The organism is Marinobacterium sedimentorum, assembly GCF_024267675.1.
GTDB classification, from domain to species: domain Bacteria; phylum Pseudomonadota; class Gammaproteobacteria; order Pseudomonadales; family Balneatricaceae; genus Marinobacterium_A; species Marinobacterium_A sedimentorum.
On record NZ_JALDYX010000001.1, the window covers coordinates 248,718 to 261,994 of the forward strand.

The window sequence follows — 13,277 nt, forward strand, 5'->3', positions numbered from 1 at the left end:
TGCAGGCAATGGCTGCGCCCGCTGATCGCCAGATCCGCGGGCGTTTTTACATGCGTGGCTCCACGGCAACCGCCTGGTCGATGCTGTCCAGATAAGCGCCAATGTGGCCGAAGAGCTGGCGTCGCAGCTGCGGCGTTTCGTTCACCAGGTGGTGCCTTGCACCTGGAATCAGCACCGGTTGCAGAGATGGATACAGCCGCTGCAGCACCGCCATGTTATGCCGCCAGTCCACAGTGCCATCCTCCTGTCCCTGCAACAGCAGCGGCGTGCCCGTTAAGGGCTCGCTGGCCTCGATCAGCTTGACCCATTCCAGCATGGCCCTGACCCAGCTGACCGCCACGCGGGAATGTTGCAGTGGATCGTACTGGCGCACAAAGCGAACAAAGGAGGCATCGCCGGAGTTGTCGGAATAGATGCGCTTGACCTGCTTTAGAAAGCGGCCGAACCAGCGGTACTTGCGCGCGATCACATCCATCATCACTGGCCGTATCAGCGGCGCCAGATAAACCCGCCCCGCCACCCGTTCGGCGATGGGATCAGCGCCGCGCTGCTGTTCCATCACGATGGCCGCCCCGGTGCTCTGGCCCATCAGAACCCAGGGGCCCGGCAAGCTGTCTTGATGGCGCTGCAGCAGTACCGACAGCTGCCGTGCATAGGTCGAGAAATGATCGATACCCAGGGCTGAGCCACAGGACAGGCCATGACCCGGCAGATCATAGATGAGCACATTCCAGCCCCGCTGCAGCAGAAAGTCGATCAGATAACGGTAAAGCCCGGCATGATCGGTGTAGCCATGGAGCACTACTGCCGTGCCACAGATCACCCCTTTGGGACGAAATTGCTGCACCACCAGATCCAGCCCATCAACAGTTTCCAGCCCGATACTGTACTCAGAGCGTGGCATCAGCTCGATCAGGCCATAATGTTCCAGATACGCCTGCAGATGCGGTGTACAAAGCGTGATATCGTTGGGCTCGAACACACCAAGCCCGTCGCGGATTTGTCGAGGATCAATGACCTTCATGGCATCTCCAGGCCAGGGTACAAACACACTGTAGCGAGAATCTGCCCCTGAGTCCTGTCTGTCACATGTTGAAGTCTATATTGGATATCAATCCGTTAGCGCGAGTCTACCGCGGCATCCAGGCGAGCATACCCGCCCTGCTGATACTCGTCCTGCTGCTGGGCAACAACGTCTGGGCCGGGCCCGATGAAGACATAGCGCTGATTACCGAGCGTCTGGCGCAGTACGAAGGCAAAACACCGAGCCCCGATGAACAGGGCGAAAAGGACCGCTATCAACAGGCGCTGGATGCGCTGCAGGATCTGAAACAGTACGACGCCAGTGCCACACAGCTGCGCCAGGAACTGGAAACCCTGCCGGAGGATATCCGCCGCCTGCGACAGCCCCCGAGCGAGGCGTCCAACCCGCAGCTCTCGGCCACGGATGCGCTGACACTGGAGCAATTGCAACAGCGCCAGACGCTGCTCAAGGCCAGCATGCTGGATCAGCAGAAGGCCCGCGATCAGCTGCAACAGGAGATCAGCCTCAATGAGAGCAAACGGCTCAGTCTGCGTGACCAGCTGGCCCAGCTCAAGCAGACCAGCGAGCCTGCCGCCGATCTGAACAGCAACAGCGAAGCCAGTCAGCTGCTGCAAAACGCCCGCCTGCGCGCACGCAGCGCCCAGATTCAGAGCCTCGAGCTGGAACTGCTGACCCTGCCCGGGCGCGCCGAACTGAATGAGCTGCAACTGCAGCAGCTCAACCGTGATATCAGCGCCAGCACCCAGCAGCTGCAGCAACTCGAAGAACTGATTCAGTGGCGCCTGCGCAGCCAGACCGAAAAGACCCTTAGCGAACTGCAGCAGAGCAGCCTCAGCGGGCTCGACCCGGTGCTGCAGGCCGCCGGCGAGCAGAACCGCAACCTCAGCCTTGAGCTGCGCGATACCCTGGCCGGCATTGAACAGACCAGTGATCTGCGCCGGCAACAGGGCGCGCACCTGGCCCGCGTCGATGAGGCCTACCGCACCATATCCCAGCAGCTGGAACTGGAAATCCAGTACGTCGGCACCGAGCTTCACCGACTGCAGGCAGGCCTGACGCGGCCACTCAATACCGCCAGCACCCGGGCGCGCATCAACCAGCTGCGGCTGCAGAATATTCGCCTTAATCGCGACCTGCTCGGTACCGAGCAGGAACTGGGCGGCTATGAAACCTCCGCCGGCCTGCAACTGCCGCAGGAAGCCCGCAGCCAGTATCGTCAGCTGCTCACCGACCGCCTGAGCCTGTTCGGCAAACTGCGCGATGCCCGCCTCAGCCTCGTGGCCGAACTGTCTTCGCTGCTGTCGGTGCAGGAAAACATCAATGAACGCATCACCCAGGCCCGCACCCTGATCAGCGAACAGTTACTCTGGCTGCCCAGCGTCACGCCGATACAGCTCAACTGGTTTGGCGAGCTGGCCGACAGCCGCCGGCTGCTGCTCAAGCGCTGGCAGAAGAATGCCGCTCAACCGCTGCTGCGCTATTCGTCCAGACTCGCCCTGCCACTGCTGGGGCTGGTTCTGCTGTGCGCCCTGGCGCTGCTACTGCTGCGCTACCAGCGCGCCCGGCAGCAACTCTGGCACCAGGACATCGGCAATGTGCTGCAGGACCGTTTCGTCCATACCGCACTGCCGCTGGTGCTGGCGCCGGTCATAGCCCTGCCACTGCCGTTACTGCTGCTGATCACCGCACGTTACGCGCTCAACCCCGGCCACCCCGACTTCGATGTACTGGCGTTCATGCTGCACATAGCTGCGCTCATGGTCTGGGTAATCCATTTCCTGCGCATCTGGCTGCACATGCCCCATGGTCTGTTCGTCGGCCACTTCGGCGTTGCACCTGAGCTCGCCCGCGTCCTGCGCCAGCGCCTGCTTCTACTCGGTCTGAGCTGCGGTCCGCTGCTGCTGGGCATTCTCTATGTCTACACCACTACACTCGACTCCGAGGTGATGAAATCCGGCCTTGAACGCCTGCTGATGCTGTCACTCACCGGCGTTATCACCCTGCTGTGGGGCAGCCTGCTGACCGTCGCACCGCAGCTCAACCGACTGACCCAAAGCAGCCGCTGGTGGTTCAAGGCAGAGGTATGGCTGGGCTGCCTGGTAGGATTCAACTTTATCCTGCTGGTCATGATGCTGGTAGGTTATGTCTTTACCAGCCAGATATTCATGATCCTGCTGCTGCTGGTCATGGTGGTCTGCCTGTCGGTATTCGTGGCCTACGGTCTTGGGCTGCGCTGGCTGCTGATCGCAGAGCGCAAGCTGGCCTTCGACCGCGCCCAGGCACGCCAGGCCGAAATCACCGCAGCGCGGGAGAAAAACGAGGATGAACCCTCCCTGAGTACCGACTACCTCAACATGCAGGACATCACCGAACAATCACGCAAGCTGCTGGCGACCACCAGTCTGATTCTGCTGCTGGGCCTGCTGTGGCTGGTGCTGCGTGACTTTCTGCCGGCGCTGGATGTGTTCGACAAGCTGGTGCTCTGGTCCAATATCAGCAGTACCAACGAAGGCGACGTCCTGACCAGCGTGACCTTCAAGAACCTGCTGTTCGCCGCCCTGCTTTTGGGGCTGAGCATTTTTGCCGCCTCCAACCTGCCGGGGCTGCTGGAACTGCTGATACTGCGCCACATGACCCTGAGCCCCGGCACAGGCTATGCCATCACCACCCTCATCAAGTACGCCCTGGTGGTGATCGGCATCTTTGTCTGCGTCGGCGAACTGGGACTGCAATGGTCCAAGCTGCAGTGGCTGGTAGCGGCACTCAGCGTGGGGCTGGGCTTTGGCCTGCAGGAAATCGTCGCCAACTTTGTTTCCGGCCTGATCATCCTGTTCGAGAAACCCATGCGTATCGGTGATACCGTCACCATTGGCGGCGTCAGTGGCACCGTGACGCGCATTCACATACGCGGCACCACCATTGTCGACTGGGATCGCAAGGAAGTGATCATCCCCAACAAGACCTTTATCACCGACCAGCTGATCAACTGGTCGCTCACCGACCCGACCACCCGGGTGGTGATTCGGGTGGGTGTGGCCTACGGCTCCGATACCGAACAGGCCCGGGGACTGCTGGTGGAAGCGGCACGGGAAACCGAGCGCGTGCTGAGTGACCCCTTGCCCGAGGCTTTCTTCACCGGCTTTGGCGCCAGCACCCTGGATCTGGAGCTGCGCCTGTTTGTTAGCGCCATGTCCGACCGCATGGTGGTGACCCACAACGTCAACACCACCATCGATCGAAAATTCAAGCATGCCGGTCTGGAAATTGCCTTCCCGCAACTCGATGTGCATCTGCACCCAGGGGCCGGCACTCAGGAACCCACCGCTGGAGACACCCGCAATGGCTGACACCGGAGCACTGCTGCACAGCTGCAACCTGCCCCTGCGCTGGGGCGATATGGACGCCTATGGCCACATCAACAATGTGCAATATATCCGCTACCTGGAAGAGGCTCGGGTACAACTGCTGATCAGGCTTGGCGCCGCCCTCGAAGGCGCCGCCCAGGCCCCGGTGATCATCAATGTCGGCTACACCTTCCTGCGCCCGCTGGTCTATCCAGACAGTCTGCGCATCGACTGCTTCGTCGCCGACCCCGGACGCTCAAGCTTCATGATTTACTACCATGCCTACGCCGACTCCAGCCCCGAGGTACGGGTTGGCGAGGGCTACTCCAAGGTGGTGTGGATGGACCATGCCAGCGGCCGCTCAGTGCCACTGCCGGACGCGATCCGGGCCCAGCTGTAATCAGCTTCCACCGCAACCGAACCCGACAGCACAAGGGAATGCACATGACACAGGATCTATCACCTGGCCCCGGCGACAACTCGGCTAGGCAGCAGGACGGCGGCAACGCCAGGATCATCTATATTCTTTACCTCGTCAGCCTGGTGGTGGGCATCACCTCACTGGTGGGGCTGGTCATGGCCTATGTATACAGATCCGATGCAACAGACTACATTCAGGCGCACTACCGCTGGCAGATCAGAACTTTCTGGATCGGCCTTCTGTATACACTTTTAGGGTTTTTGTTGACCGGAATCGGTGTCGGATTTCTGATTTTTCTGTTTGCGGTCATCTGGTTCATCGTCCGCTGTGTAAAGGGGCTGCAATGCCTTGAACGCCGTGAGCCTCCGGCCAATCCGGGCAGCTGGCTGTTCTGATTCGTCGCCCATTTGGGCTGCACAAACCGCGAAGTTACGCGGGTTTCTTATACTTTAGAGGCGCAGGGGGCGACAGTTTGCCAAAAATCGGGTAAATTACCGCGTCGCACAAAATGACTAAAACTAAACCAATACTGCCCGGTTTCGGGTGCCTCGCCCCGTTCGGGACTGAGATAAGCAAGAGGCAGTACATAATGAGCAACAGGGTACAGAGCGGTAACCTCCAGGTTACTCCAAGTCTTTATGACTTTATCAATAACGAAGCGCTGCCAGGCACCGGTGTAACGACCGAGCAATTCTGGACGGCGTTCGATTCGATTGTGCACGATCTTGCACCGCGCAATCGTGAGCTCCTGACCAAACGAGACCAGTTGCAGGCGCAGATTGACACCTGGCACCGGGATCGCAAGGGACAGGCTTTCAATTTTTCCGACTACAAGGCTTTCCTGACCGACATCGGCTACCTGCTGCCTGAAGGCGATACCTTCAGCGTCACCACCAGCAATGTTGACCCGGAAATGGCTACCATGGCAGGCCCCCAGCTCGTGGTTCCGGTCATGAATGCCCGCTATGCGCTGAATGCTGCCAATGCCCGCTGGGGAAGTCTGTACGATGCCCTCTACGGCACAGACGCCATTCCCAGCGACGGCGGTGCCGAGGCTGGCAAGGGCTACAACCCCACCCGCGGCGCCAGAGTTATCGCCTTTGCCCGCAACTTCCTCGATCAGGCAGTTCCCCTGGCCACTGGCTCCCACAAGGACGCCGTCGGCTACAGCATTCAGAACGCTCAGCTGGTTGTCAGCCTGAACAATGGCAGCACCAGTGCCCTGCAGCAGCCGGAACAACTGCGTGGTTTCCGTGGCGAAGACGCAGCGGCGCCCAGCGCTATTCTGCTGCTGAACAACGGTCTGCACTTCGAAATCCAGATTGATGCCACCAGCCTGGTTGGCAAGGACGATCCCGCCGGGATCAAGGATCTGCTGCTCGAATCCGCCCTCACCACCATCATGGACTGCGAAGACTCCGTCGCCGCCGTCGATGCCGATGACAAGGTGCTGGTCTATCGCAACTGGCTGGGTCTGATGAAGGGCAACCTGACCGAATCGGTCAAGAAGGGCGACAGCACCGTTACCCGCAGCCTGAACCCGGATCGCGACTATAGCGCCCTGGATGGCAGCAGCCTGAGCCTGAAAGGCCGCAGCCTGATGTTCGTGCGCAATGTCGGCCATCTGATGACCAACGCGGCCATCCTCGACAAGGACGGCAACGAAGTGCCTGAAGGCATCATGGACGGCATGATCACTACCCTGATCTCCATCCACGACCTCAAGGGCAACAGCCCGCTGCGCAATACCACCACCGGTTCCATGTATATCGTCAAGCCGAAGATGCATGGCCCCGAGGAAGTGGCGTTCGCCAACGAGCTGTTCGGCCGCCTGGAGCAGGCCCTGGGCCTGGCACCCTTCACCCTGAAAATGGGCATTATGGATGAGGAACGCCGCACCACGGTGAACCTGAAGGAATGCATCCGCGCCGCCAGGGATCGCGTAGTGTTTATCAACACCGGCTTCCTGGATCGCACCGGCGATGAAATCCACACCTCCATGGAAGCAGGTCCTGTCATCCGCAAGGGCGACATGAAGGGTGCCTCCTGGATACAGGCCTATGAAGACTCCAACGTCGACATCGGCCTGGCCTGTGGGCTCCAGGGCCGCGCCCAGATCGGCAAGGGCATGTGGGCCATTCCCGATCAGATGGCCAATATGCTCAAGACCAAGATCGGCCATCCGCTGGCCGGCGCCAACACCGCCTGGGTTCCGTCCCCCACGGCAGCAACCCTGCACGCCATGCATTATCACCAGGTGGATGTGTTCGCCCGTCAGGACGAACTCAAGGGCCGTCCGCGCGCCAGCGTCGACGACATCCTTACCATCCCGGTGGCGCAGAACCCCAACTGGTCCGCAGAAGAGATTCAGCAGGAACTCGACAACAACGCCCAGGGCATCCTCGGCTACGTTGTACGCTGGGTCGACCAGGGCGTGGGGTGCTCCAAGGTACCGGATATCAATGATGTGGGCCTGATGGAAGACCGCGCGACCCTGCGCATCTCCGCCCAGCACATTGCCAACTGGCTGCACCACGGTATCTGCAGCCGCGAGCAGGTTGTCGAAACCCTGGAGCGCATGGCTGGCGTGGTGGATGGCCAGAACAGCACTGATCCGCTGTATCAGCCCATGGCCGGCAACTTTGCCGACAGCGTCGCTTTCCAGGCAGCCTGTGAACTGGTGCTGGAAGGCCGCGAGCAGCCCAACGGCTACACCGAGCCGGTACTGCACCGTCGTCGCATCGAAGCCAAGGCCAAGGCCGCCGGCTGATCAAGCACAGCTGAGGCCGTATAAAAAGGGCCCGCCAGTCATACTGGCGGGCCCTTTTTTGTGCCTGCTCACTGCCAGTCCCGCCACCTGGCCGGCAGCTTGCTGCTTTCCTGCAAAAGCAGACTCACCGCTACAGAGGCGCTGAACTAAAGTTAGAGGGCGTACCAGCCCGGACAAGGCCATCAAGGTCTGTGCTGCGCACCACAACCGACAGATACCGTCGAGGCCGACATGCCAGCATCGGAACAGGACTTGCTGCTGCAACTGGATCAGCAGTTGCAGCAGGCCATTGAGACCAGCCAGGTTGAAGTCTATGGCCAACGCAGCCACTTTTATCACCGCGGTTACTACAGCAACCGCACCAGCCTGTGGAGCCACTCCCCCTCCTTGCTGGAGCATCAGGATCAAGGCTACCTGATCACGGCAACGCCCATGGCCGCGCTGCGCCTGGCCATTCTGCCGACCCAGGCCCTAATCCCGCTGCTACGAACATCGCTAGCGCCTGAAGCACCGGGGGCACCTGCGCCGCCGACGGCCAAACCCGCCCGAATGGAGGATATCGGGCCAGGGCTTTTGCGCCTGTGCGCGGCACTGGAGGGCTATTGTCCTTCATGCGGACTGGATGGCTTTGCCACCCTGGCACTGGAAGGCGGCAACCATTACCGCCACATACTGCTGTTTCGCCCACTGGAAGCACTGCAGCTCTACGATATAGAACCGCTCTGAGCCTTGCGAACAGACCCCATCAAAACGCTGGCCGATAGGCAGACATGCACGTACTCTGGGCAAAACTCTGGAACAGACAGCGGACAAACGCCTTTCCCATGCCAGATACGACGCCGCACCACAGTACCCTGCAACAGCTCAGCGACGAGCTCAACGCCTTTTTGACCCGCCACCCACGACTGTTCGTGCTGTCCGGCGCCGGTATCAGTGCCGACTCCGGCATTCCCGACTACCGCGACCACCAGGGCAACTGGAAACGCTCACCCCCGGTGGACCACCGTGACTTCGTCACCCGGCTCAGCTGTCGCCAGCGCTTCTGGGCACGCAGCCTGGTGGGCTGGCCCCTGATGGCCCGGGCCAGACCCAATGCAGCTCACCTGGGCCTGGCCGAGCTGGAGCGGCGCCAGCAGATCGAATTGCTGGTCACGCAGAATGTGGACGGGCTGCATCAGCGTGCCGGCAGCACCCGGGTACTGGATCTGCATGGCCGCTCCGACAGCGTGCTCTGCCTGGGCTGCAAGCTGCGTTACAGCCGCGCCCAGGTGCAGCAGCGTCTGGCCGACGACAACCCGGACTTCGCCACCCTGCAGGCGCCGGCCGCACCGGACGGCGACGCCGATCTGGAGCTGGATTTCAGCCGCTTTCGCCTGCATGACTGCGACCACTGTGGTGGCATCCTCAAGCCCGACGTCGTCTTCTTCGGCGACCAGGTGCCCAAGGACCGCGTCAGCACGGCCATGGACGCGCTGGCACAGGCCGATGCCATGCTGGTGGTCGGCTCCTCGCTGATGGTCTATTCGGGCTTTCGTTTTTGCCGCCAGGCGGCAGCACTGGGCAAACCCATCGCTGCGGTCAACCTGGGGCGCACCCGGGCCGATGACCTGCTCAGTCTTAAGCTCGAAGCCCCTGCGGGGCCGCTGTTGCAGGCCTGTCTCGGCGAATAGCCGACAGGCCTGTCGAAGCCCAGGGCAACGCCTCTTCGCCACACAGCATTGGTGATCCGATTCCGTTATAATGGCCGCTTTCTGACCGGCTACCGAGGCTCCCCGTTGACGTCACTCCCCTTTACCGACCTGCCATTGCCCCAGGCCATGCTCGATAACCTGAGCGCTATTGGCTATCACGAGATGACGCCCATCCAGCAGCAGACCCTGCCCCTGCTGCTGCAAAACCGCGACCTGATTGCCCGCGCCAAAACCGGCAGCGGCAAGACGGCAGCCTTCGGTATCGGCCTGCTGCTCAAGCTGGAGCCCACCAGCTTCAGCCCCCAGGCACTGGTACTGTGCCCGACGCGGGAACTCGCAACCCAGGTGGCCAATGAGCTGCGACGTCTGGCCCGCTTTCAGGCCAACATCAAGATCATCACCCTGTCGGGCGGTATTTCCATAGGCCCGCAGATCGGCTCGCTGGAGCATGGCGCCCACGTAATCGTCGGTACCCCCGGGCGCATTCGGGATCACCTGAGCAAGGGCACCCTCAAGCTCGATCGCATCAAGACACTGGTGCTGGACGAAGCCGACCGCATGCTGGATATGGGCTTTCGCGACGAAATCAAGCAGATCGCCCAGACCACACCCTCCAGCCGCCAGACGTTGCTGTTCTCTGCCACCTACCCGGACGGCATCCAGTCTCTGAGCAGCGAGTTCCAGCGCGACCCGCAGATGATTTCCCTCGAAGAAACCGAGAGCCCGCTGAAGATTAGCCAGCACTTCTTCGAAACCGACCGCGAATCCCGCATGCAGTCGCTGCAGCGGCTTCTGCTGCACTACCGTCCGGAAGCGGCGGTGATCTTCTGTAATACACGGCAAAGCTGCAACGAACTGGGCAGCTACCTCAACAATGAAGGCTTCAGCGCCGCGGTGCTGCACGGCGAGCTGGATCAGCGCGACCGCGACCAGGTACTGGTGCTGTTTTCCAACCGCAGCTGCCCGATTCTGATCGCCACAGACGTGGCGGCACGGGGCCTGGATATCGATGACCTGCCCTGCGTTATCAACTACGAGCTGACCCGTGACGCGGACACCCACACCCACCGCATCGGCCGTACCGGCCGTGCCGGGCGCGAAGGTCTGGCACTTAACCTGGTCATTCCGTCCGAAGGCTACAAGGTCAATGCGATCATGGAAGCCCAGCAGGCGGCGGATCCGGACTTTCTGCCGCTGCCCGAACTCAGCAGCGAGCGTCCGGCCCCGGCGGTCATGGTGACCCTGGCGATCAATGGCGGGCGCAAGAACAAGGTGCGCCCCGGCGACATCCTCGGCGCCCTCACCGGCACCTCAGGTATCGCCGGCAGCAGCGTGGGCAAGATCTTCATCTTCGACTTTGTCTCCTATGTCGCCGTCGAACGCGCTGTAGCGTCCAAGGCGCTGGGACAGCTGCAAAACGGCACCATCAAGGGCCGCAAGTACCGCATCCGCAAGCTCTGAGCCGGCAGCCGCCACTAAGCGCCGGCGCCCTGCGGATTATCCGCGGGGCGCCCAAAAGCGCATCCGGCTAGCAATATTGATGGACAAACGCCCTTTTCAGGCGTAAATAGTGCGCTTTGGTCAAACATTGAGCACCTACTTGAACGCCATAGTCCTGCCCGACAACAGCCTGCTGCTTGATCGAATCGCCGACGACCTGGCGACCACCGGCTACTGCATTTATCCACAGGCACTGCCAGGCTCGTTGACCGACCGCATGTACCAGTACATGCAGGATCTGGAGCAGGAGGCATTTAGACGTGCCGGCATCGGCCGGGATCAGGAACACCAGCTCAACCGCCAGGTACGTGGCGACCAGATTCACTGGTTATCGACCTCGAAGCCCGAGGAATCCGCCTATCTGGCCTGGATGGAAGAGCTGCGCATCGGTATCAACCGACGCCTGATGATGGGGCTGTTTGACTACGAGTGTCACTTTTCGCGTTATCCGCAAGGGGCCTTTTACCGCCGCCATCTGGATGCCTTCCAGGGACGCACCAACCGCGTGCTCTCGACGGTCTGCTACCTGAATCCCGACTGGCAGCCCGGCAACGGCGGTGAACTGCTGATCTATGCCGATGAAGAGGCGCAGACAGCCATCGAGCGGGTTGAACCCTGCTACGGCACCCTGGTGGTGTTCCTTAGCGACCGCTTTCCCCATGAAGTCCTGCCGGCACAGCGCGAACGTCTCAGCCTGGCCGGCTGGTACCGGGTTAACAACAGTCTGGGCGGTATCGTCGACCCGCCGCGCTGACAGCGCAGCGGCTACAGCAAAAAAGGCGTGGCGCCAGCGCCACGCCTTAATTCCGTTATTAGCCGCACCGGCAAAGAGCCGGCCTTTCGGCAACTCAGCTGTCGGCCATGCCACCCTTGTTGCGCATCGTCACCTGATACAGGTCATGCCGGCGATCGCGCAGGTTGGTAACCGAACCTTCGGCGCGCACTACCTTGAGTTTGTCCAGGTCCAGGTCCGAGAACATGATCATCTCGGTATTTGGCGTAGTTTCGGACAGCACCGCATCGTGGGGAAACATGAAGTCCGACGGCGAAAACACCGCCGACTGGGCGTATTGCACGTCCAGGTTATCCACACTCGGCAGGTTGCCGACGCTGCCCGCGATGCAGACATAGCACTCGTTCTCGATCGCCCGGGCCTGGGCGCAGTGGCGCACGCGCAGATAGCTGTTCTTGGTATCGGTCCAGAAGGGAACGAACAGGATCTCCATGCCCTCCTCGGCCAGCAGACGCCCCAGCTCCGGAAATTCGACGTCGTAGCAGATCAGAATGCCGATCTTGCCGGCATCGGTGTCGAACACCTGCAAACCCTCCCCCCCCTCGATGACCCAGTCGCGCCTTTCATGGGGCGTGATGTGCAGCTTGCGCTGCTCCTCGCAGGTGCCGTCGCGGTGACACAGGTAAGCCACGTTGTAGAGCCGGTCATTTTCAATCAGCGGCATAGAACCGGTGATGATATTGATGTTGTAGCTCACCGCCATCTGCAGCATGGCTTCGCGGAACTGCTCGGTATAGCCGGCCAGATAACGGATGGCCTCGGTGCGCTGGGACTGATTGGTCAGCCCCATCAGGGCACCGTTGAAAAACTCCGGGAAGAGCACAAAGTCGCTTTCGTACTCCGATACCGTATCGACGAAGTACTCCACCTGCTGCAGGATGTCTTCCACCGACTCGATGGTACGCATCTGCCACTGCACCACACCGACCCGCACCTGGGTCTTGCGCACACTGATGGGCCGCGCCTCGGGCTCGTAGAGGATGTTGTCCCACTCCAGCAGGGTGGCATAACCGGCCGATTTTTCATCCTCGGGCAGATAGCGCCGCAGCAGGCGCTTGACGGTAAAGTCGTTGGCCAGCTGGAAGCTGAGAATCGGATCGTAAATTTCCTTGCGCGCCACCTTGCCGATATATTCCTTGGCCGATAGCTCGTCGCTGTACTCGTGGTACTTGGGAATACGGCCGCCCGCCAGAATGCTGCGCAGATTGAACTGGCGACACAGCTCCTTGCGTGCATCGTACAGTCGCCGGCCGAGGCGATAGCCGCGGTATTCGGGATTGATCAGCACATCCAGCCCGTAGAGCGCATCGCCGTCGGGGTCGACATGGATTTCCTGGCCACGCCCGATCAGATCATCATAGGTATGGGGATTGCTGAACTTCTCGTAATTGACCAGTGCGGTCAGGGCGATGCCCACCACCTGTTCATTATCCACCACGCAAATCTGACCTTCGGGGAATTCATCCACCAGCTTGTGGATGGTGGCTTCGGGCCAGGCGCCGCCAATATCCGGATAGACCCGATCCATTAATTCCTGAATCTGCGGGTAGTCACTGTGGGTGATATTGCGCAAACCTAGCTTGAGATCTTCAAGACTCATACGGACTCCATTCGATTCGACCAGCACTCAGACTAACGACTGCACCTGAAGTTGCAACCCTGCAGGGAATTGCCGTCACGCGTAAACCCGCAGAGAAACCCGCGACCGGGCTT

The 13,277-nt window shown here is 60.9% G+C and carries 10 protein-coding genes; 8 read left to right on the top strand and 2 right to left on the bottom strand.

Going from position 1 to position 13,277, the window contains the following annotated elements:
- Window positions 1-46 precede the first annotated feature (46 nt).
- Complete coding sequence (locus MRS74_RS01175) at window positions 47-1,024, bottom strand: alpha/beta hydrolase (RefSeq protein WP_254578437.1); 978 nt, start codon at window positions 1,022-1,024, stop codon at window positions 47-49.
- Between the two features lie 65 nt (window positions 1,025-1,089).
- Here MRS74_RS01175 and MRS74_RS01180 point away from each other — a divergent pair, with 65 nt between their 5' ends.
- From MRS74_RS01180 to MRS74_RS01215, 8 genes are all read left to right on the top strand, one after another.
- The gene (locus MRS74_RS01180; protein ID WP_254578438.1) at window positions 1,090-4,392 is read left to right on the top strand and encodes a mechanosensitive ion channel domain-containing protein; all 3,303 of its coding nucleotides are present in this window, start codon (window positions 1,090-1,092) and stop codon (window positions 4,390-4,392) included.
- A complete protein-coding gene (locus MRS74_RS01185; protein ID WP_254578439.1) occupies window positions 4,385-4,789 on the top strand; it encodes an acyl-CoA thioesterase in 405 nt (134 codons plus the stop codon). Before MRS74_RS01180 ends, MRS74_RS01185 begins: the two co-directional genes overlap by 8 nt.
- A 44-nt stretch (window positions 4,790-4,833) precedes the next feature.
- Window positions 4,834-5,205: a DUF4870 family protein gene (locus tag MRS74_RS01190; RefSeq protein WP_254578440.1), complete on the top strand. Its 372-nt coding sequence runs from the start codon at window positions 4,834-4,836 to the stop codon at window positions 5,203-5,205.
- Window positions 5,206-5,399: 194 nt separating this feature from the next.
- The gene (locus MRS74_RS01195; RefSeq protein WP_254578441.1) at window positions 5,400-7,580 is read left to right on the top strand and encodes a malate synthase G; all 2,181 of its coding nucleotides are present in this window, start codon (window positions 5,400-5,402) and stop codon (window positions 7,578-7,580) included.
- Between the two features lie 231 nt (window positions 7,581-7,811).
- Entirely contained in the window at window positions 7,812-8,306 is a 495-nt protein-coding gene (locus MRS74_RS01200) for a hypothetical protein (protein WP_254578442.1), read from the top strand.
- A 98-nt stretch (window positions 8,307-8,404) separates the two neighbouring features.
- A complete protein-coding gene (locus tag MRS74_RS01205) occupies window positions 8,405-9,250 on the top strand; it encodes an NAD-dependent protein deacetylase (RefSeq protein WP_254578443.1) in 846 nt (281 codons plus the stop codon).
- A 105-nt stretch (window positions 9,251-9,355) separates the two neighbouring features.
- The gene (gene dbpA, locus MRS74_RS01210) at window positions 9,356-10,732 is read left to right on the top strand and encodes an ATP-dependent RNA helicase DbpA (protein WP_254578444.1); all 1,377 of its coding nucleotides are present in this window, start codon (window positions 9,356-9,358) and stop codon (window positions 10,730-10,732) included.
- A 127-nt stretch (window positions 10,733-10,859) separates the two neighbouring features.
- Window positions 10,860-11,525, top strand: a complete 666-nt coding sequence (locus MRS74_RS01215) for a 2OG-Fe(II) oxygenase (protein WP_254578445.1) — start codon at window positions 10,860-10,862, stop codon at window positions 11,523-11,525.
- A 94-nt stretch (window positions 11,526-11,619) separates the two neighbouring features.
- Here MRS74_RS01215 and MRS74_RS01220 read toward each other — a convergent pair whose 3' ends face one another.
- Window positions 11,620-13,164, bottom strand: coding sequence for a carbon-nitrogen hydrolase family protein (locus tag MRS74_RS01220; RefSeq protein ID WP_254578446.1), 1,545 nt, complete (start codon window positions 13,162-13,164; stop codon window positions 11,620-11,622).
- Window positions 13,165-13,277: the final 113 nt, after the last annotated feature.

Excerpts from the sequence above, each read along its gene's own strand:
- MRS74_RS01175 (WP_254578437.1), bottom strand. The coding sequence starts at position 1,024 with ATGAAGGTCATTGATCCTCGACAAATCCGCGACGGGCTTGGTGTGTTC.
- MRS74_RS01180 (WP_254578438.1), top strand. The coding sequence starts at position 1,090 with ATGTTGAAGTCTATATTGGATATCAATCCGTTAGCGCGAGTCTACCGC.
- MRS74_RS01185 (WP_254578439.1), top strand. The coding sequence starts at position 4,385 with ATGGCTGACACCGGAGCACTGCTGCACAGCTGCAACCTGCCCCTGCGC.
- MRS74_RS01190 (WP_254578440.1), top strand. The coding sequence starts at position 4,834 with ATGACACAGGATCTATCACCTGGCCCCGGCGACAACTCGGCTAGGCAG.
- MRS74_RS01195 (WP_254578441.1), top strand. The coding sequence starts at position 5,400 with ATGAGCAACAGGGTACAGAGCGGTAACCTCCAGGTTACTCCAAGTCTT.
- MRS74_RS01200 (WP_254578442.1), top strand. The coding sequence starts at position 7,812 with ATGCCAGCATCGGAACAGGACTTGCTGCTGCAACTGGATCAGCAGTTG.
- MRS74_RS01205 (WP_254578443.1), top strand. The coding sequence starts at position 8,405 with ATGCCAGATACGACGCCGCACCACAGTACCCTGCAACAGCTCAGCGAC.
- MRS74_RS01220 (WP_254578446.1), bottom strand. The coding sequence starts at position 13,164 with ATGAGTCTTGAAGATCTCAAGCTAGGTTTGCGCAATATCACCCACAGT.